The organism is Pseudomonas sp. GW821-FHT09H03 (assembly GCF_059415945.1).
Window position 1 is genome coordinate 41,513 of record NZ_JBWKOF010000024.1, and the last position, 20,016, is coordinate 61,528.

17 protein-coding genes and 1 pseudogene are annotated in these 20,016 nt (G+C 59.1%); 10 read left to right on the plus strand and 8 right to left on the minus strand.

Annotated elements, in window-relative coordinates; translation table 11 throughout:
• The coding region (locus tag AC07OG_RS24940) for a calcium-binding protein (RefSeq protein ID WP_495068376.1) at positions 1 to 2,006 on the minus strand (2,006 nt) is incomplete at its 3' end.
• 228 nt (positions 2,007 to 2,234) lie between these two features.
• Between AC07OG_RS24940 and AC07OG_RS24945 the strand changes: the two genes are divergently transcribed.
• Genes AC07OG_RS24945 through fabI form a run of 6 tightly spaced genes read left to right on the plus strand, consistent with a single transcriptional unit; the run spans position 2,235 to position 10,418 of the window.
• Positions 2,235 to 4,055: an extracellular solute-binding protein gene (locus AC07OG_RS24945; RefSeq protein ID WP_495068386.1), complete on the plus strand. Its 1,821-nt coding sequence runs from the start codon at positions 2,235 to 2,237 to the stop codon at positions 4,053 to 4,055.
• Positions 4,052 to 5,893, plus strand: a complete 1,842-nt coding sequence (locus tag AC07OG_RS24950; RefSeq protein ID WP_218423909.1) for an extracellular solute-binding protein — start codon at positions 4,052 to 4,054, stop codon at positions 5,891 to 5,893. The genes AC07OG_RS24945 and AC07OG_RS24950 overlap by 4 nt, the downstream gene beginning before the upstream one ends.
• 4 nt (positions 5,894 to 5,897) lie before the next feature.
• Complete coding sequence (locus AC07OG_RS24955) at positions 5,898 to 6,971, plus strand: microcin C ABC transporter permease YejB (RefSeq protein ID WP_060540490.1); 1,074 nt, start codon at positions 5,898 to 5,900, stop codon at positions 6,969 to 6,971.
• A gap of 1 nt (position 6,972) precedes the next feature.
• Positions 6,973 to 7,992, plus strand: coding sequence for an ABC transporter permease (locus AC07OG_RS24960; RefSeq protein WP_060540489.1), 1,020 nt, complete (start codon positions 6,973 to 6,975; stop codon positions 7,990 to 7,992).
• A 1-nt stretch (position 7,993) separates the two neighbouring features.
• Positions 7,994 to 9,604 (plus strand): ABC transporter ATP-binding protein, encoded by a 1,611-nt coding sequence (locus tag AC07OG_RS24965; RefSeq protein ID WP_060540488.1) that lies wholly within the window; start codon positions 7,994 to 7,996, stop codon positions 9,602 to 9,604.
• A gap of 19 nt (positions 9,605 to 9,623) precedes the next feature.
• Positions 9,624 to 10,418, plus strand: a complete 795-nt coding sequence (fabI, locus tag AC07OG_RS24970; RefSeq protein ID WP_060540487.1) for an enoyl-ACP reductase FabI — start codon at positions 9,624 to 9,626, stop codon at positions 10,416 to 10,418.
• A gap of 465 nt (positions 10,419 to 10,883) precedes the next feature.
• Here fabI and AC07OG_RS24975 read toward each other — a convergent pair whose 3' ends face one another.
• The gene (locus AC07OG_RS24975; protein ID WP_495068377.1) at positions 10,884 to 11,753 is read right to left on the minus strand and encodes a LysR family transcriptional regulator; all 870 of its coding nucleotides are present in this window, start codon (positions 11,751 to 11,753) and stop codon (positions 10,884 to 10,886) included.
• 111 nt (positions 11,754 to 11,864) lie between these two features.
• Between AC07OG_RS24975 and AC07OG_RS24980 the strand changes: the two genes are divergently transcribed.
• Positions 11,865 to 12,290 (plus strand): VOC family protein, encoded by a 426-nt coding sequence (locus tag AC07OG_RS24980; protein WP_495068378.1) that lies wholly within the window; start codon positions 11,865 to 11,867, stop codon positions 12,288 to 12,290.
• Positions 12,291 to 12,337: 47 nt separating this feature from the next.
• Here the strand turns inward: AC07OG_RS24980 and AC07OG_RS24985 are convergent, their stop codons facing one another.
• From AC07OG_RS24985 to AC07OG_RS25000, 4 genes are all read right to left on the minus strand, one after another.
• On the minus strand, positions 12,338 to 12,940 hold the full coding sequence (locus AC07OG_RS24985; protein ID WP_495068379.1) for a GGDEF domain-containing protein: 603 nt from the start codon (positions 12,938 to 12,940) through the stop codon (positions 12,338 to 12,340).
• A 74-nt stretch (positions 12,941 to 13,014) separates the two neighbouring features.
• The gene (locus AC07OG_RS24990; protein WP_495068380.1) at positions 13,015 to 13,596 is read right to left on the minus strand and encodes a hypothetical protein; all 582 of its coding nucleotides are present in this window, start codon (positions 13,594 to 13,596) and stop codon (positions 13,015 to 13,017) included.
• A 1-nt stretch (position 13,597) separates the two neighbouring features.
• Positions 13,598 to 15,766, minus strand: a complete 2,169-nt coding sequence (locus tag AC07OG_RS24995; RefSeq protein ID WP_495068381.1) for a xanthine dehydrogenase family protein molybdopterin-binding subunit — start codon at positions 15,764 to 15,766, stop codon at positions 13,598 to 13,600.
• A gap of 7 nt (positions 15,767 to 15,773) precedes the next feature.
• The gene (locus AC07OG_RS25000; protein WP_495068382.1) at positions 15,774 to 16,229 is read right to left on the minus strand and encodes a (2Fe-2S)-binding protein; all 456 of its coding nucleotides are present in this window, start codon (positions 16,227 to 16,229) and stop codon (positions 15,774 to 15,776) included.
• Positions 16,230 to 16,527: 298 nt separating this feature from the next.
• Here AC07OG_RS25000 and AC07OG_RS25005 point away from each other — a divergent pair, with 298 nt between their 5' ends.
• The 3 genes from AC07OG_RS25005 to AC07OG_RS25015 all read left to right on the plus strand — a co-directional run bounded on the left by AC07OG_RS25005 (position 16,528) and on the right by AC07OG_RS25015 (position 18,262).
• Entirely contained in the window at positions 16,528 to 16,803 is a 276-nt protein-coding gene (locus AC07OG_RS25005) for a hypothetical protein (protein WP_495068387.1), read from the plus strand.
• Positions 16,804 to 16,891: 88 nt separating this feature from the next.
• Positions 16,892 to 17,395, plus strand: a complete 504-nt coding sequence (locus AC07OG_RS25010) for a VOC family protein (RefSeq protein WP_495068383.1) — start codon at positions 16,892 to 16,894, stop codon at positions 17,393 to 17,395.
• A gap of 33 nt (positions 17,396 to 17,428) precedes the next feature.
• Positions 17,429 to 18,262 (plus strand): AraC family ligand binding domain-containing protein, encoded by an 834-nt coding sequence (locus AC07OG_RS25015; RefSeq protein ID WP_495068384.1) that lies wholly within the window; start codon positions 17,429 to 17,431, stop codon positions 18,260 to 18,262.
• A 55-nt stretch (positions 18,263 to 18,317) separates the two neighbouring features.
• Here AC07OG_RS25015 and AC07OG_RS25020 read toward each other — a convergent pair whose 3' ends face one another.
• Both AC07OG_RS25020 and AC07OG_RS25025 read right to left on the minus strand, forming a co-directional pair.
• Positions 18,318 to 19,127, minus strand: coding sequence for an SH3 domain-containing protein (locus AC07OG_RS25020; RefSeq protein WP_495068385.1), 810 nt, complete (start codon positions 19,125 to 19,127; stop codon positions 18,318 to 18,320).
• A pseudogene (locus AC07OG_RS25025) lies at positions 19,108 to 20,016 on the minus strand (hypothetical protein); the annotation flags it as partial. The pseudogene AC07OG_RS25025 and the gene AC07OG_RS25020, both read right to left, overlap by 20 nt.

A 20,016-nucleotide genomic window follows, 5' to 3' on the forward strand; every position in this document is an offset into this window, starting at 1 on the left:
AACTCCAGGAATCGCGTGTCCGTCGGGTCCGCTCCGGCCAGGGTCGTGCTCTGCCCCACCGCCGCCGTGAAGCCCGCCGCGGCCGTTCCCCGCCACACCACCGGCACGCTCCCTGACAGACCGTTGGTAATGCCGGTGTCGATGACGTCTCCTTGGGCGGCATTGAAGTCAGTGATCAGGTCCGGGGTCGCCACCGGACTGTATGGCCGGGAAACCAGGCCGCCGTCATTGAACATGAAATGGTCGGCCCCGAGCCCGCCGGTCATGACCGCCTTGTCGCGATTCCCATAGCTCGCCACCAGAGAGTCATCACCGTCTCCGCCCAGCAGGGTATCGGTAAAGGCTCCCGCACTCCCCAACGAATAGCCGGCACGCAGGATGTCATTGCCCGCCCCGCCCGTCAGCGAGTCGCTGCCCGCTCCACCGTCCAGCGTATCGGCACCCTCCCCGCCGTCCAGGGTGTCGTTGCCCTCGTAACCAAGAAGGTTATCGTTGTCCGCATCCCCGTTGAGCCGGTCGTTGCCCGCCCCACCGGAAAGATAATCGTTGCCCGCCCCACCGTTGAGGACGTTCAGCGTACCCGCTGCGTCTGTGGCATAGGTAGTAGGGGTGTCCTGGCCTTCGGCATTCAGAAAGTCGGCGCCATCGCCGCCATTCAAGGTATCGGAACCCGAACCCCCGTTCAGCGTGTCATTCCCCACATCCCCGTTAAGCAGGTCGTTTCCGGTGCCACCGTAAAGCTGGTCGTTACCCAAACCTCCACTCAAGGTGTCATTGCCGGCCAAGGCATAGGCCTGGTTGTCGGCGCCGTTGCCGGTGTAGGAATCTGCTGCGGCCGTGCCGCGCCAAGCCACAAAATTGTCGGCAAAGTCGTTAAAGACGAGAGAGGTTTTGCCGGTTGCGGCATTGGAGAGATGAATCAGCAGGTCGGTCTCGCTGAACTGCCCGTCATCGTTGCCATCCACCCAGACTTCCAGGCGGCCGGCGGCGGCATTGTTTCGCCAATAGACGTCGACAAATCCGTCGCCGGCGTTGATTGAGTCCTGCGTACCGGAGTTTCCTCCCGTGTAATTGAAACTGAGTGAACTGCTGTTGAACACCAGGGCCTTGCCGTTGATGTTGCTGATACCCGGCAGATCGATGAGATCGCCTGTCACGAAGTCGGCAATCGTATCCACCGTGGTGGGAGATGAATCGGTTCGAGGCGAACCCAGGCCGAAAACGAACCGGTCATTGCCGGCACCGCCCACCAGGGTGTCGCCATCCAGCCCTCCCGCCAGCGTATCCGCCCCCCCACCGCCCACCAGATTATCGCTGCCGGCGCCCCCGAATAAGCTGTCCCCGGCGACCCCGCCCGTCAGACTGTCCGCGCCCGCGCCACCCTGGGCATTCAGGCTGTAGGTAATCGTGCTTGCGTCCAGATACAGCGCATCCGTCTGTCCCTGGGCTGTAGCATCGAATGTCACCGGGTTGTTTGCCGTGGAAAAAACAGCATTATTGAGTTGCAGACGAACGGTCCCGCCCTGGCCAAAAACGAATTTTTCAACGCCGGTGACCGTGGTGGCTCCCAGGCTGACAATCGATGCGTAGTTGCCCCAAAGATGCAGTTCATCGGCCACGCCTGTGCCACCATCGATTGAATCGGCGGCAGTCAGGCTGCTTCCAGCAAGGATGAGGTCGTCCCCGGCTCCAGCGGAGACCGAGTCATTCCCGCCAGCGCGCAAATCCAGTTGATCCGACTGCGACGTGCCGATCAGGGAATCCGCTCCAGAGGTGCCTTGTCTGAAAACCGAGTTATCCGAGAAAACGAAGTGCGTGCCATTGAATGCGCCTGCCGCCAGACCTGTCAGGCGAACGGTCTGCCCACCAAAGGTGACTAGCGTATCCGCCCCGGATGCCGCCAACACCAAGCCCCGCGCCCCTCCTGTAAAGGAGAGAGAGTCGTTGTTGAGGTTAAACGAGGAGAGCGTGGTATTCGCAACATTCGAAAAAATGTAAACGGTCATGAGCAGGCGGCTCCGAAGCAGCTGTTATAAGGCGCCTGATCTTTATGAAAGAACGCCGGATTAGATTTTTTATTGACTAGATAGTAGCAAATAGCCACAGAATATGCAGGCCTGTACTTGCCCTCGCACGGCGCATTTACCCCCCATCTGTTTCCTGCCCATACAAGCTGTTACTGTACGATCCACAGCCCAAGCCGCCCGGATCGGATTCCATATTTGAAGCGCCCCCTGCTCCTGTTCCTGATCAGCCTGGCCTTGAGCTCCACCGCAAGCGCGACGATCAGCGAAAGCCATGGTTATGCGCAGTTCGGCACGCTCAAGTATCCGGCCCGATTTACCCACTTCGACTGGGTGAACCCGCAAGCACCCAAGGGCGGTACGTTGCGGGTCATGGCGTTTGGCACCTTCGATACGCTCAACCCGTACACTTTCAAGGGGACCAGCCCGGTCACCACCCCCGGCTTCCTGCAATACGGCATCAACGAACTCAACGAACCGCTGATGGTCGGCACTGGCCAGTACGCGCCATCCGGCGATGAGCCGGCGTCCAGTTATGGCCTGATCGCTCGCTCGGTGGAGTACAGCGAAGACCGCAGTTGGGTGGTGTTCAATCTTCGCCCTGAAGCACGTTTTCATGACGGCACCCCGATCACCGCCTACGACGTCGCGTTCTCCTACCGTCTACTGCTCAAGGAAGGCCACCCGCTGTACCGCACCAGCCTGCAGGAAGTGCTGCGGGTCGATATCCTCAACCCGCAGCGCATTCGCTTTGTGTTCAAGCGCGCCGGCAATCCGTTGTTGATCCTGCGTTTGGGCGAGCTGCCAGTGCTACCGCAGCATTACTGGAAAAATCGCGATTTCAAGGCCACCACCTTCGAACCGCCTCTGGGTAGCGGGCCCTACCGCATTACCTCAGTCACGCCGGGGCGGCAGATCGTCTTCGAACGGGTCAAGGACTACTGGGGCAAGGACCTGCCGGTCAATCGCGGCAAGTACAACTTCAATCGCATGGAGGTCGACTTCTACCGCGATAGCGGCGTGGCTTTCGAAGCGTTCAAGGCTGGCGAGTTCGACATCTATATCGAACATCAGGCGAAGAACTGGGACACCGGCTACAACTTCCCGGCAATTCGCCGTGGCGAAGTGATCAAGGCGCAGATCCCCCATCAGATCCCGACCCAGACCCAGGGCCTGTTCATCAACAGCCGCCGCCCGGCATTCGCCCAGGACAAGGTCCGTGAAGCGCTGGGACTGATGTTCGACTTCGAGTGGACCAATCGCACCCTGTTCAGCGGCGCCTACAAGCGCGCCATGAGCTACTACCCCAACAGCGAGTTCTCCGCCACCGGTTTGCCGGTCGGGCATGAATGGCTGCTGCTCAAGCCCTGGCGCGAACAGTTGCCGGCCAGGCTGTTCACCGAGCCATTCACCTTGCCGCAAACCGATGGTCGCGGCATTCCCCGGGAAACCCTGCGCAAGGCCCTGGGCCTGCTCGCCGAAGCCGGCTGGAAGCTCAATGGCCAGCGCCTGCAGAACGCTGCCGGGCAGCCGCTGCGAGTGGAGTTGTTGCTGGTCAACCCGAACCTGGAACGCATTCTCCAGCCCTACGTCGAGAACCTCGCCAGCATCGGCGTCGATGCACGGCTGCGCACCGTCGATCGCGCCCAATACAAGCAGCGCCTCGACCAGTTCGACTTCGACATGATCCTGATGACCCTCAACCAGACCCTCAGCCCGGGCCTGGAGCAATGGCAGTACTTCCATTCCAGTCAGGCTACCGTCAAGGGCAGCAAGAACTACGCGGGCATCGCCAACCCTGTGGTCGATCACCTGCTCGAACAATTGCTCGCGGCCAAGACCCGCGATGAGCAAGTCGCCGCCGGCAAAGCCCTCGACCGGGTGCTGCTGTGGCAGCACTTCATCATTCCCAACTGGTACCTCAATAATCACCGCCTGGCCTACCGCAGCCGGCTGGCCTTCGTCACCACGCCGCCCTACACCCTGGGCTTGAACACGTGGTGGCTGAAGTCTTCGGAGAAAGATCAATGAAACCTGTACGCGCCCTGCTCCTGCAGGCCAGCGGCCTGTTGTTCGCCGGGCTGGCCTGCGCCGCCCCGCAACACGCCCTGACCCTGTACAACGAGCCGCCGAAATACCCGGCAGGCTTCAAGCACTTCGACTACGTCAACCCCGACGCCCCCAAGGGCGGGATCTTCCGTCAGGCCGGCTTCGGCGGCTTCGACAGCCTCAACCCTTTCATCAGCAAGGGTGTGCCGGCCGACGATATCGGCATGATCTACGACACCCTGGCCAAACAGGGCCTGGACGAGCCGTTCACCGAGTACGGCCTGATCGCCGGGCAGATCGAAAAAGCCCCGGACAACAGCTGGGTGCGCTTCTACCTGCGCCCCGAAGCACGCTTCCACGACGGCCATCCGGTCCGCGCCGAAGACGTGGTGTTCAGCTTCCAGATGCTGACCAAGGACGGCGCTCCGATGTATCGCGGCTACTACAACGACGTGGCAGAAGTGATCGCCGAAGATCCCCTGCGCGTGCTGTTCAAGTTCAAGCACAGCAACAACCGCGAACTGCCGCTGATCCTTGGCCAGTTGCCGGTGCTGCCCAAGCACTGGTGGGCAGAACGCGACTTCAACAAGGGCAACCTGGAAATCCCCCTGGGCAGCGGCCCGTACAAGGTCAGCGAAGTCAAAGCCGGGCGCTCGATACGTTATGAGCGGGTCAAGGACTACTGGGGCAAGGACCTGCCGGTCAACCGAGGCTTCTATAACTTCGACGTCATGACCACCGACTATTACCGGGATAACACCGTCGCCCTGGAAGCGCTCAAGGCCGGGCAGTTCGATTTCTGGCAGGAAATGTCGGCAAAAAACTGGGCCAACGCCTACAACATCCCGGCGGTGAGTGAAGGCCGCATGGTCAAGGAACAGATCGCCAACGGCAACCCGACCGGCATGCAAGGTTTCGTCTTCAACCTGCGTCGCCCACTGTTCCAGGACGTGCGCGTGCGTCAGGCGCTGACGCTGATGCTGGACTTCGAATGGACCAACAAGCAGCTGTTCAACGGCGCCTACGCCCGCACCCGCAGCTATTTCGAGAACTCGGAAATGGCCGCCACCGGCCTGCCCGATGCCGATCAGCTGGCGATCCTCGATCCGTTTCGCAGTCAGTTGCCCACGCAGGTATTCGACGCGGCCTTTGAAAACCCGAAAACCGATGGCAGCGGCATGATCCGCACCCAGCAGCGGCAAGCCTACCAACTGCTGCAGGATGCCGGCTGGCGCATCGTCGACGACAAGATGGTCGATACCACCGGCAAACCGGTGGTCATCGAATTTCTTTTGGCCCAGACCGAATTCGAACGGGTGCTGCTGCCGTTCAAACGCAACCTGAGCGACCTGGGCATCGACCTGGTGATACGCCGGGTCGACGTCTCGCAATACATCAACCGCGTACGCTCGCGGGACTTCGACATGATCGTCGGCAGCTTCCCGCAGTCCAGCTCGCCGGGCAACGAGCAGCGCGAATTCTGGATGACGGCCGCCGCCGACAAACCCGGCAGCCGCAATTCCATGGGCCTCAAGGACCCGGTGGTCGACCAACTGGTCGAACAACTGATCAACGCCGACTCGCGCAAGAGCCTGGTGGCCCACGCCCGAGCGCTGGACCGGGTGCTGCAATGGGGCTATTACGTCATACCCAACTGGCACATCAAGACCTGGCGCGTGGCGTACTGGAACCACATCGGTCACCCAAAAGTCTCGCCAACATATGACATCGGCACGGCCACCTGGTGGGTCAAGCCCGACATCACGCCGGCGATAGAAGTCGAAACCAAACTGCAGACCGATCCTGCGGGCACGGAGTAATCAGATGCTGGCGTATATTTTTCGGCGACTGCTGCTGATCATTCCGACCTTGTTCGGCATTCTGCTGATCAACTTCGTGATCATTCAGGCGGCCCCCGGCGGGCCGGTGGAACAGATGATCGCCAAGCTTGAAGGCTTCGAAGGTGCCACCAGCCGTATTGCCGGTGGCGGCGCCGAAGTCTCGGTAGCCGGCTCGGCCTATCGCGGCGCCCAGGGCCTGGACCCGGCGCTGATCAAGGAAATCGAGCACATGTACGGCTTCGACAAATCGGCGCCGGAACGCTTGTGGATCATGGTCAAGAACTATGCGTCCCTGGATTTCGGCGACAGCTTCTTCCGCGACGCCCGGGTCATCGACCTGATCAAGGAAAAGATGCCGGTGTCGATCTCCCTCGGGTTGTGGAGCACCCTGATCATGTACCTGGTGTCGATCCCCCTGGGGATCGCCAAGGCCACGCGCCATGGCAGCCACTTCGACGTGTGGACCAGTTCGGCGATCATCGTCGGCTACGCGATCCCCGCCTTCCTGTTTGCCATCCTGCTGATCGTGGTATTCGCCGGCGGCAGTTATCTGGACTGGTTCCCCTTGCGCGGGCTGACATCAAACAACTTCGATGAGCTGAGCATGGGCGGCAAGATCCTCGATTACTTCTGGCACCTGGCTTTGCCTGTGACCGCGCTGGTGATCGGCAACTTCGCGACCATGACCCTGCTGACCAAAAACAGCTTCCTCGACGAGATCAACAAACAGTACGTGGTCACCGCCAAGGCCAAGGGCCTGACCAACCACCGTGTGCTGTATGGCCATGTGTTCCGCAACGCGATGCTGCTGGTGATCGCCGGATTCCCGTCGGCCTTCATCGGCATCTTCTTCACCGGTTCGCTGCTGGTCGAGGTGATCTTCTCCCTCGACGGCCTCGGCCTGATGAGTTTCGAAGCGGCGATCAACCGCGACTACCCGGTGGTGTTCGGCACGTTGTTCATCTTCACCTTGCTGGGACTGGTGGTGAAATTGATCGGCGACCTGACCTACACCTTTGTCGATCCGCGCATCGATTTCGAAAGCCGGGAGCATTGAGATGAACCTGTCCCCCCTCAATCGCCGCCGCTTCGAACTGTTCAAGGCCAACCGCCGTGGCTGGTGGTCACTGTGGCTGTTCCTGATCCTGTTTGGCGCCAGCCTCGGCGCCGAGCTGATCGCCAACGACAAACCGCTGGCCGTGCACTACGACAACGGCTGGTATTTCCCGGCACTCAAGCGCTACCCGGAAACCACCTTCGGCGGTGAATTCCCGCTGGAAGCCAACTACAAGAGCCCGTACATCCGTGAACTGCTCAAGGCCAAGGACGCCTGGGTGCTGTGGGCGCCGATCCCCTACAGCTACCAGAGCATCAACTACGACCTGAAGGTTCCGGCGCCGGCGCCCCCTTCGATGGACAACCTGCTGGGCACCGACGACCAGGGCCGCGATGTGCTGGCCCGGGTGATCTATGGTTTTCGCATCTCGGTGCTGTTTGCCCTGACCCTGACCGTGCTCAGCTCGATCATCGGTGTGATCGCCGGTGCCCTGCAGGGTTTCTATGGCGGCTGGGTCGACCTGGCCGGCCAGCGCTTCCTGGAAATCTGGTCCGGGCTGCCGGTGCTGTATCTGCTGATCATCCTGGCCAGTTTCGTCCAGCCGAACTTCTGGTGGCTGCTGGGGATCATGCTGCTGTTCTCGTGGATGAGCCTGGTGGACGTGGTGCGCGCCGAGTTCCTGCGCGGGCGTAACCTGGAATACGTGCGCGCCGCCCGCGCCCTGGGCATGCAGAACGGTGCGATCATGTTCCGCCACATCCTGCCCAACGCGATGGTCTCGACCATGACCTTCATGCCGTTCATTCTCACCGGCGCCATCGGCACCCTGACCGCCCTGGATTTCCTCGGCTTCGGCCTGCCGGCGGGCAGCCCGTCCCTGGGTGAGCTGGTGGCCCAGGGCAAGTCCAACCTGCAAGCGCCATGGCTGGGAATCAGCGCGTTTACCGTGCTGGCATTGATGTTGAGTCTGCTGGTGTTCATCGGCGAGTCCGCTCGCGATGCCTTCGACCCGAGGAAGTGAAATGAATCAGGACAATCTGATCGAAGTGCGCGACCTGTCAGTCGAATTCGTCGTCGGCAATCGCTGCCAGCGCGCGGTCGAAGGCATCAGTTTCGATATCAAACGCGGTGAAACCCTGGCCTTGGTGGGCGAAAGCGGCTCCGGCAAATCGGTGACCGCGCACTCGATCCTGCGCCTGCTGCCCTACCCGCTGGCCCGGCATCCGTCCGGCACCATCGAATATTCAGGGCGTAACCTGTTGAGCCTGGATGAAAAAACCATCCGCCACATCCGCGGCAACCGGATCGCCATGATCTTCCAGGAGCCGATGACCTCGCTCAATCCGCTGCATTCGATCGAGAAGCAGATCAACGAGATATTGGGTATCCACAAGGGCCTGGTCGGCAAGGCCGCGACCAGGCGCACCCTTGAGCTACTGGAATTGGTCGGCATCCCCGAGCCGCACAAACGCCTCAAGGCCCTGCCCCACGAATTGTCCGGCGGCCAGCGCCAACGGGTGATGATCGCCATGGCCCTGGCCAATGAGCCGGAACTGCTGATCGCCGACGAGCCAACCACTGCGCTGGACGTGACCGTTCAGCTGAAAATTCTCGAATTGCTCAAGGAACTGCAGGCGCGCCTGGGCATGGCCTTGCTGCTGATCAGCCACGATTTGAACCTTGTGCGAAGAATTGCGCATCGCGTATGTGTCATGCAGCGAGGTTGCATCGTCGAACAGGCATCGTGTGAACAATTGTTCCGCGCGCCGCAGCATCCGTACACTCGGGAACTGCTGGCAGCGGAGCCCAGCGGGACGCCTGCGACCAACGTGATCGGCCCGCCCTTGCTGCAAGTCGAGGACCTGAAAGTCTGGTTCCCGATCAAGAAAGGCCTGCTCAAGCGCACAGTGGACTACGTCAAGGCAGTGGACGGCATCAATTTCAGCCTGCCCCAGGGCCAGACTCTGGGGATTGTGGGGGAAAGCGGTTCCGGCAAATCCACGTTGGGCCTGGCGATTTTGCGGCTGATCGGCAGCAAAGGCGCGATCCGTTTTGAAGGCAAGCAGCTAGACTGCCTGACGCAGAACGAGGTTCGCCCGTTGCGTCGGGAGATGCAGGTGGTGTTTCAGGACCCGTTTGGCAGCCTGAGCCCGCGGATGTGCGTGAGCGACATCGTTGGCGAAGGCCTGCGGATTCACAAGATGGGCAGCGCCGCCGAGCAGGAAACGGCGATAATTGCGGCATTGAAGGAGGTAGGTCTGGATCCGGAAACCCGGCACCGCTACCCCCACGAATTTTCCGGTGGGCAACGGCAGCGAATCGCCATTGCCCGGGCTTTGGTGCTGAAACCGGCGCTGATCCTGCTGGACGAGCCGACTTCGGCGCTCGACCGGACGGTGCAGCGGCAAGTGGTGGAGCTGTTGCGTTCACTGCAAGCCAAGTACAACCTGACGTATTTGTTCATCAGCCATGATCTGGCTGTTGTTAAAGCGCTGAGCCACCAGTTGATGGTGGTCAAGCATGGCCAAGTGGTCGAACAGGGAGACGCGCAAGCTATCTTTGCCGCCCCCCAACATCCGTATACACAGCAGTTGCTGGAAGCCGCTTTTTTGGCACCAGCCACTGCGCAATAACCTGAAAGAGGAGCAACACATGGGTTTTCTCGCCGGTAAGCGCGTACTGATCGTCGGTGTCGCCAGCAAGCTGTCCATCGCATCCGGCATCGCTGCCGCCATGCATCGCGAGGGCGCTGAGCTTGCCTTCACTTATCAGAACGACAAACTGAAAGGTCGTGTTGAAGAATTCGCACAAGGCTGGGGTTCGAGCCCTGAGCTGTGCTTCCCGTGCGACGTGGCCAGCGATGAAGAAATCGCCAAGGTCTTCGAAGAATTGAGCAAGAAGTGGGACGGCCTGGACTGCATCGTGCACTCCGTGGGCTTCGCCCCGGGCGACCAACTGGACGGCGACTTCACCGAAGCCACCACCCGTGAAGGTTTCCGCATCGCTCACGACATCAGCGCCTACAGCTTCGTGGCCCTGGCCAAGGCCGGTCGCGAAATGATGAAAGGCCGCAACGGCAGCCTGCTGACCCTGTCGTACCTGGGTGCCGAGCGCACCATGCCTAACTACAACGTAATGGGCATGGCCAAGGCTTCGCTGGAAGCTGGCGTACGTTACCTGGCCGGCTCCCTGGGCCCGGACGGCACCCGCGTGAACTGCGTATCGGCAGGCCCGATCCGCACCCTCGCCGCTTCCGGCATCAAGAACTTCCGCAAGATGCTGGCCGCCAACGAAGCGCAAACCCCGCTGCGTCGCAACGTCACCATCGACGAAGTCGGCAACGCCGGCGCCTTCCTGTGCTCGGACCTGGCGTCGGGCATCAGCGGCGAAATCATGTACGTGGACGGTGGCTTCAACACCACGGCCATGGGCAGCATCGAAGAGTAATCTTCGACCGGCCTGAAAAAACCCGCCTTTTGGCGGGTTTTTTGTGCCTGCGATTTCGCCGCACGTGCAGAATCTGTGGGAGCTGGCCTGCTGGCGATTAGGCCGGCACATCCAACATCTCTGGTGACTAATACTCCGCCACCGCTGGCAAGCCAGCTCCCACAGGGATTGATCGCCAGCCGTGATTTTTTGTGTTCACTGAAGATCAAACTGTGGGAGCTAGCCTGCTGGCGATGAGGCCGGCACATCCAGCATCAAGGGCGACTGACACGCAGCCATCGCCGGCAGGCCAGCTCCCACAGGGATTGTTTTCCGGCCAGATTTTTTGTGATCACTGAAGATCAAATTGTGGGAGCGGGCTTGCTCGCGAAGGCAGTGTGTCAGCCAACAATGATGTTGAATGTGCCCGCGCTCATCGTCGGAACGCCGCCCCGAGCAAGCCTCTTCCCACAGGAGGATGTGTGTTTAATCAACGATCTGTGTGTCCAGGCACTTGGCAAACAATTGCTGTATCGGCTGCGTCCGCTGGCTGTATCGTTGCAGCAGCACTATCTCCCGATAGAACGTCAACGCCCCCAACCGAATGATCCGCACCTTTGCTCCATGCTCGAGCCACAACCCCGCCTCGGGCAGCAGCGATACACCCAATCCGCATTCGACCATTTTCACAATGGCCTCCAGCTCATCCAGTTCCAGCGTGACATGCACATCGAGTTGCTGTTCACGCAGGAACCGCGTCACCAGACGCCCGCCGAAGGAGTTGCGGTCGTAGCGTACATGCGCATGTTCGGCCAGCAGTTGCAGCGGATCGTCCCCTTCAAGCTGCGCTGGCACAATCAGTACGAACGGCTCTTTGCGGATGACTTGTATCGACAGTTCCTTGGGCAATTCGAATGGTGGTTTGATCACAATGGCCAGGTCCACTTCGCCGGTATCGACCTGGCTCAACAGGTTCAACGAAACACCGGGCACCAGTTTCGCTTCCAGCAACGGTGCCTGTTGACGCAAACGCAGCAGGGCCTGTGGCAGTAATCCGGTCTGCACCGTGGCCACTGCACCGATTTTCAGTTCGCCGCGAAAATCGCTGACATCCTCGCTGACAGCCATGCGTGCGAAAATGTCCAGCATCTCCCGGGCCATCGGCAACGCACGCTGGCCGGCGGCATTGAGCAATGCCTGGCGTCCTGTGCGATCGAACAGACGAATACCCAGCGTCTGTTCCAGGTTGCGGATCTGCGCACTCACCGCCGACTGGGTCAAGCCTGTGTGCATGCCTGCCGCAGCAAAGGTGCCGTAGCGCGTCACGGCAATGAAGGTTTTCAGTTCGCGCAACATAGGCTTCTCGACTGATCGAAATAATTTGAGCTCGCTGCAAAAACTATCGTCTTTCAATCGAAATGCACAGGGGTAAACTCAGACTCAACTGCAGACAGTCGAGAAGAGCCCATGCAACTATCCCCGTTTCACCTGGCCATCCCGGTTTACGACCTGAATGCCGCACGCACCTTCTACGGCCAAGTGTTCGGTCTGGAAGAAGGTCGCTCCAGCGACCATTGGGTGGATTTCAATTTCTTCGGCCATCAACTGGTCATTCACCTGGCGCCGAAAAACGCCTCCCAGGAAGCTGCTCACACCAATGCCGTAGACGGTCACAACGTGCCGGTACCGCACTTTGGCGTGGTATTGGGCATGCCCGAATGGGAAGCACTGGCACAGCGCCTGCAAGCACTGGGCACTGACTTCGTGATCGAACCGGGCATTCGTTTTCAGGGGTTGGTGGGCGAGCAAGCGACGATGTTTCTGCTCGATCCGTGCGGGAATGCCTTGGAGTTCAAGGCATTCAAGGACATCGATCAGTTATTCGCCAAATAAATCCTGCCTGCCCTGGACACTTGAGCTGAGCGAAGCCATGACTGAATTCAAAATTCGATCGTGCCTTGATGACAAATATCATCGAGAGCCGCCATTAAGCGCTCCACCGAACGATGGATGTCGGGATCGAATTCGAGCTGAGCGATACTGAAGCGAATGTCATAACCGCGATGCAGCGTCGCGTTGCGCTCGTCGAGAATCTCTTCGAGCCGCGCCCTGATCGCGCTGATTTCCACGGCGCCGGACCCTGTCAGCAACGCCGCGAACTCATCGCTACCCAGCCGGCCGATCACGTCGCTCTCACGAAAAGCGATACGCAGCACATCGGCAAAGGTTTTCAGCGCATCGTCGCCTTCGGTGCGGCCATACAGTTCGTTGATACGTTTGAACTGATCGAGATCGAAAAACAGCAGGGTCGCCGGTTTGTCCAGTTCCTGACACGCATCCAGCCCAAGCTGCGCCAAGGCCTGAAAGCCATGCCGATTCGAGAGCAACGTCAACTCATCCATGCTTGCCATTTGCACAGCCATCAACTCCCGTTCGGCTTCGCGTGCCAGATCCCGTAGCCGTTCGCGCTGCTGCAGCGCACTGTCGAAAACCTTGGTCGCGGCACCCAAGCCTGTTGTAACCGGATTGCCTGGAGTAATCATCATCCACTCCGTTGAAGGGTATACACATTAGAGATGGCAATGACCGGTTTGACTCCCGCCAGGACTACCGCTGGTCAGCTGCCCTCCAGTGGACACGGCCCTCCGGCGCCAGCCCAGAGCTTGAATTGAGTGACGAAGACGTCGTGCGGCACCGGCACGGGCGCACGGTTGCCGCCCGGATTCCAGCCCCACAGCACCAGTTTGTCATCACTGACGTGCTTGATCAGCGCCGCGAAATCCCGATCGCCATTGCCGGAACGGTCCTTGATCATCGCGCACAAGCGGTCGGCCGGCAGGCCGATCCAGGCCATGCGCTGCGCCGCCGGCGGCAGGCTCCAGTGCGGTGCGCCCGGAGGCGCGTGGGGGCCGTAACTGGCAGGCGGATTGCTTTCGCCATGGCACGAGGCACAGGGCAAACCGGCCGCCCCCTTGCCATCCAACCCGCGCACCACGTTCATCCCATGGGGAATCCCGGCATCGAATTGCAGTGGTGAGTCACCCGGAATATGGCAGTTCTGGCAGCGCGGGCTCTGGAAAACCTTTTGTACGGTGCCGAACGCCTGCAAGGCTTCCCGGTCGTCAGCCAACAGCTCGGTTGCATAGATAAACAGGCCAATCAGCAGCACCGCCCCGAGTAGCCAATGATGTCGTTTCATCTCACACCCCCGACAACTGCAGCGGCAACTCGCGCAAACGCTGGCCAGTCAGGGCATACACCGCGTTGGCTACTGCCGGCGCCGTCGGCGGCACACCCGCCTCGCCTATGCCGCCCGGCTTGTCGCTGCTGGGCACGATGTGCACTTCCACCACCGGCATCTCGTTGAGCCGCAGCACCTGATAGTCGTGATAGTTGGACTGCACCACCTGCCCGTCCTTGATCGTCAGTTTGCAGTGCAAGGCAAACCCGAGGCCGAAGGTGATACACGACTCCATCTGCGCGGCAATGCTCTGCGGGTTGACCGCAATGCCGCAGTCCACCGCACACACCACCCGGTGCACACGAATTACCAGGTTGTCCTGGGACACCTCGGCGACCTGCGCCACGTAGCTGCCGAAGGATTCATGCACCGCCACGCCCAAGGCATGACCATCCGGCAAAGGCGCTTTCCAGTCGGCCCTCTCCACAGCCAGGTTCAACACGCCAAGATGGCGCGGATGGTCCTTGAGCAAGGTGCGTCGATACTCGACCGGATCCTTGCCGGCAGCGGCGGCCATTTCGTCGATCAATGACTCCATGACGAATGCGGTGTGGCTGTGACCCACAGAGCGCAACCACAGCACGCTGATCCCGGTTTGCGGTGAATGCAGTTCGACCTGATGATTGGCCAGGCCCTTGATATACGGGCTGTCGGCGACGCCTTCGACGGAGGTCTTGTCGATGCCGTCCTTGACCATCGTCGCTTCGAGGGAGGTGCCGGCCATGATCGACTGGCCGACCAGCACGTGTTTCCAGGCCAACGGCAAGCCATCGGCCCCCAGGCCAATCCTGGCATGGTGCAGGAACGCCGAGCGGTAATAGCCGCCGCGGATGTCATCCTCCCGCGCCCACACGGTTTTCACCGGCCCGCCCGCCGCCTTGGCGACATACACCGCTTCGCTGACGAAATCCGAAGTCGGATTGGCCCGGCGCCCGAATCCGCCACCAAGAAACTCGGTGTGAATCTCGACCTGCTCGGGTGTGAGCCCGGTGATTTTCCCCGCGATCATCTGGTCCAGGGTCTGGAACTGCGTACCGGTCCAGATCTCGCACTTGTCCTGGCTGATGCGCACCGTGCAGTTGAGCGGCTCCATCGGTGCGTGGGCCAGATAAGGCACGCTGTACTCCACGTCGATGGTCTTCGCCGCCTTCGCCAGCGCCGCCTGGGTATCGCCCGCCTTGCCCGCGTCCAGCCCCTGTGTGGCAGCAAGTTTGCGGAAACTTTCCAGCATGGCGCCGCTGTCGAGCCCGGCATTGGGCCCCGCCTCCCACTCGATTTTCAGCGCATCGCGGCCCAGCTTCGCCGCCCAGTAGTGATCGGCGATGACCGCCACCCCCGTCGGCACCTCCACCACTTTATGCACGCCGGGAATCGCCAAGGCCCCGGCACCTTCGAAGGACTTCAGGCTACCGCCGAACACCGGCGGCCGGGCAACCATGGCCGTCATCAAGCCGTCGAACTGCACGTCCATGCCGAACTTCGCCCGGCCGCTGATTTTTTCCGGGGTGTCCAGGCGTTGTGTGGGTTTGCCGATCAGCCGCCAGTCCTTCGCCTCCTTGAGTTTGATCGAGGTTGGGTCAGGCGTGGGGAGCTTGCCGGCGTCATCGGCCAGCTCGCCATAAGTCGCGCGGTGTTCACCGGCAATCACGACGCCCGACTCGGTGTGGATTGCCGACGGTGCAACGTCGAAACGCTTGGCGGCAGCCTCGATCAACATCAGGCGAGCGGCTGCACCCGCCTGGCGGTAACGATCGAACTCCATCCAGGTCGAGGTCGAGCCGCCGGTGATCTGCATCCCGCCAAACCCGGCCATGCCGTAATCGGCGGCTGATGCCGGGGAGTGCTCGACGCGGATTTTCGACCAGTCGGCGTCCAGTTCTTCGGCAATCAGCATGGTCAGGCCGGTCCAGATGCCCTGGCCCATTTCCGAATGACCAAGCAGTACGGTGACGCTGTTGTCATTGCCGATGCGCAGGAAGGCATTGGGGGCGAACACGTTGCCCTGATTCTCTGCGCCCATGGCAAAACGGTGTGCCCCGGGAATGACAAACGCCACCACCAGACCGCCACCGAGCAAAGCACTGCCCTTGAGAAAGCCGCGGCGCGATAACCGATTGATACGGCTCATGGTCTTCTCACCCCAGTTCGGCAGCGCGTTTGACCGCCGCGCGAATCCTTGGATAGGTGCCGCAACGACAGATGTTGCCCGATAATGCCTGGTCGATATCGCTGTCGGTCGGTTGCGCAATTTTCGCCAGCAAGGCCGCCGCTGACATGATCTGCCCGGACTGGCAGTAACCACACTGGACCACATCGAGTTCCGCCCAGGCCTGTTGCACCGGGTGCGTGCCGTCAGTGGAAAGGCCCTCGATGGTGAGGATTTTCTGGCCATGGGCCACGGCCGTGGCGGGGGTGATACAGGAACGCCGCGGTGCGCCGTCGACGTGCACCGTGCAGGCACCGCACTGGGCCATGCCGCAACCGAACTTGGTACCGGTCAGGTGCGCGACGTCGCGCAGGACCCACAACAGGGGCATATCGGCGGCTACATCAAGCTCCTGGTCCTGGCCATTGATGTTCAGGGTCAGCATTGCGCATTTCCTCAGACTCACGGTGATCTGAAGGGGCGCAGCTACAGCAGTACCGTGCCTGCGCGCGCCTCGGGTTATCCCTTCAGCTAAGCGCAGTTTTAATGGAACGCCGAGGCGCATCGACCACCGGTAAAAAAATCTGTCCGAATGTGCCTTCAAAACAACCATGCCCCACTCCCCTGTAGGAGCGAGCATGCTCGCGATGGTCTGTCATTCACCGCTGGCTTGCAGGTGTACATATCCATTCCTGCGCCAACGGTTACTCAACACTCACGCCACCCACCCTGTAGGAGCGAGCATGCTCGCGATGGACGCGAGAACGCCGTGGGGCATCAGGCACCCAGCGTCTTCGTTGACGACCTTCGCGAGCATGCTCGCTCCTACAGGGAATCGGCACAAGCCAATAGCAGCCTTTACCGTAGCGGCGAGCCGGTTCATCAGGCGACCACTGCGCACTACGCTGAACGTGAAGAATGTATTCGACAAAACCTACTACACCGGGCTCGGCAACTTCGGCATCGGTTTCTATGGCGAGCCCCGCTCGTTGCAACTGAGCACCCGTTGGGATTTCTGAGCGCGGGTCGATCTACGGTACTGCCGAACGCGCTGTGGCTGGCTACGCTTTAAATCCTGCCCGCATAACCTGCCGAGGAGTGCCTGCCATGCAACGCGTCCAAAAACTCACGCCCTGCCTGTGGTTCGATAATGAGGCCGAAGAAGCCGCGAAATTCTACTGCTCGATCTTCGATCACTCGAAAATCACCGCAACCACCCACTACAGCGAGGCCGGTTTCGAGTTCCACGGCAGGCCTGCGGGCTCGGTGATGACCGTCAGTTTCGAACTCGACGGACAGAGTTTCACCGGTCTCAACGGCGGGCCGCAGTTCAAGTTCAGCGAAGCGACCTCGTTTCAGGTCAACTGCCAGACCCAGGACGAAGTCGACCATTTCTGGGGCAACCTGTCCGCCGGCGGCCCTGTCGAAGCCCAGCAATGCGGCTGGCTCAAGGACAAGTTCGGGTTGTCCTGGCAGATCGTTCCGATCGTATTGATGGACATGATGAAAGACCCCGACACGAAGAAATCGCAACGGGCCATGGAAGCCATGCTGCAAATGAAAAAACTCGATATCGCGGCGTTGCAGCGAGCCTTTGACGGCGAGAGCTAATACACTCGGGTGCTGAACTGCCGAGGACCGACCATGAAGCATGCCGCTGCCAAAGACGCCAACAAGGCTCCGCGTTTCTGGCGCGATGATGCCCTGCCCTTTATCGAGGCCCGTTCCATCGCCGACGGGCGCGAGGTCTGCTACACCCGGCATGCCCACGAGCATTTTTCCATCGGTGCCATTACCGCCGGGCGCAGCACCTACCTCCATGAGCAGTCGGCATTCGAAGTCAGCGTCGGCACCGTGGTGCTGATGAACCCTGGCGATGTCCACGCCTGCAACCCCATCGACGACCAGCCCTGGTCGTACCTGATGCTGTACGTCGACACGCCCTGGCTTACCGATTTGCAGCATCAACTGGGCTTCAGCAACGATTCGGCATTTCGCCGCTTCTCGGCCACACACACAGAGGACGCCAGCCTGTTTGCCGGTCTCCAGGATCTGTACGAGGTGCTGGTCGATCCGCAGCAGGAGGTGCTGCGCAAACACAGCGTGACAGTGGAGTTTTTCACCGAGGTGCAACTACGCCTCAACCCCGCCGATCACCCCCAGCGCGAACCCAACTTCAAACTCGAACGCGCCGCCGACTACATCCGCGAGCACTGCACGCAAATGCTCAAGCTCGAAGACATCTGCGCAGCGGCGCAACTGTCGCCGTCCTACCTGATCCGCGCCTTCAAGCAGCACTACGGCATGACGCCCCATGCCTTCCTGGTCAATCGGCGCATCCAGTTCGCCCGGGAGCAGTTGCGCAATGGCAAGCTGATTGCCGATGTGGCCCTGGAAGCGGGGTTTGCGGATCAGGCGCATTTTCAGCGGGCGTTTAAACAGCATTTGGCGGCTACGCCGGGGCAGTATAGATCGTGAAGGAGTGTTAAAGCCTCAAGCCATCTACCACTCCATTGATTTCCTTGAGAGAGTTCTAATCGCGCATGCACTCAGCAGCCCCCTGAAAGCTAAGCATCGCTTGCGATAGCCACCCGTCTGTTATGTGTCCCCCATGATAACGAACTTTAAACCACTCTCCATTATTAGCCGAGTCAAGTATTGAGACCCTATCACCCTTGATAATATAGGCTTTCGTAACATCTGCTGCTGACGGGGAGTTTGATAGATAAGCTCGACTAGCATCCACACAAGCATTAGCAGATATATTAGTACCAAGGAATTTTATCGAAAACTCTTCTTTTCCTTGTCGCTTGAAGTTCGTGACCTTTTCCAGATCGGAGTTTATCGGCTCTCTGGTCTGATTTCGATGGAGCTCACCCTGCTCAATCATGTAGGTTTCAATTACTGAAAATGGCCCGTCGCGCTTGACACTTGTCAACTCCCCACGATCATTAATATAGGGAGATCCAAACAGCTCTTCATACTCAGAAAAAACAACTGCACCATTTTTCTTTGACGCGATGAATAGTGCGTAAATATTGTTAGCGCCGCTCTCAAACAACTTTACAAACACGTCATTTATATGATTTTTGTTAACATCCATTAAAATAACTTCTTTACCGCCACCGCCCTCTATCACACCAGCTTTTAGAACACGCCATTCTACCTCCCCAAATCGATACAAATATTTATCGCCAACCAATTTTATGTAAATTCTATTGTTTTCAAACAGTTCAGCTTCAAACGTTTTAGAATATTCTTCCGCCTGCGATGCGTATGGAACTACTGCCTGCAAAAGCAGCACCAGCGAGAACAAACAAACTTTACCTCTTAAATATTTCATCGCTCTCACCAAAATAACGCTTCCATATACCAGACCCTACCGTGCTATCCCTTAGTGAGCTTTCGGAAAGCTTGTATTTTCTATAATGTCCTCCTCCGTGTACCGGGCAACTTGAAACTTTTAGCTTATCAATCAGTGCCAAAGCATATTTCTCCCGTTCATATGCATGATTAAACCCGCCATTCACACCAATAATTACTTTAATTAAGTCGTTATTTTTCGAGTACTTGCTCAGATCTCCCCAAGCGGATCCTTTCCTCCAAAACCAGCCGGCAGAGCCAGTAATAAATCGCACATTACTAGCAACAGCCTCCACAGAAGTAGCAATGGAAACTTGCTCACTGCTAAAATAGGCGTGGTAATTATCTATATGCGTCAGTTGTATCAAGCCCCTCCCATGGTAGTCGCTACCACCCCTATAACTGTTCCAGTGAACGGGTATTGAGTTGTCTCGGTTTTTATATTCCGTAGTTGTATTAAATGCATCACTCTCAACTGCAAGATTTGACAAAAATAACGCTTTATCCAGACAGGTATCAATCCTATATCTATCCATCGCCTCATTTAGTGCAATTAAAAAGGATTCCGCCTCAATATTTTTAACCTCCGGAAAACTGGATTTCTGAAAAAGACCATTGATTATTTGCTGCTCAGAAATCACAACTCGCATTTCATCCAGCGTAATATCTCTTTTGCAAGCACAAGAACGCTGTGTAAAAGCACCAATGAGCCCTATCGGATGAAAGTGATACGGCCTCCCCCACGAAGGCAACCCCACTTTCTCCGCCACCTCACTCCACCAACTGATCTGTTCGATCCGCTGCTTCTCCGCCTGCCAATTCCAGTGCGGCGTCGAGCCGCTGTGGCCGAGCAACTCATCCAGCGCATC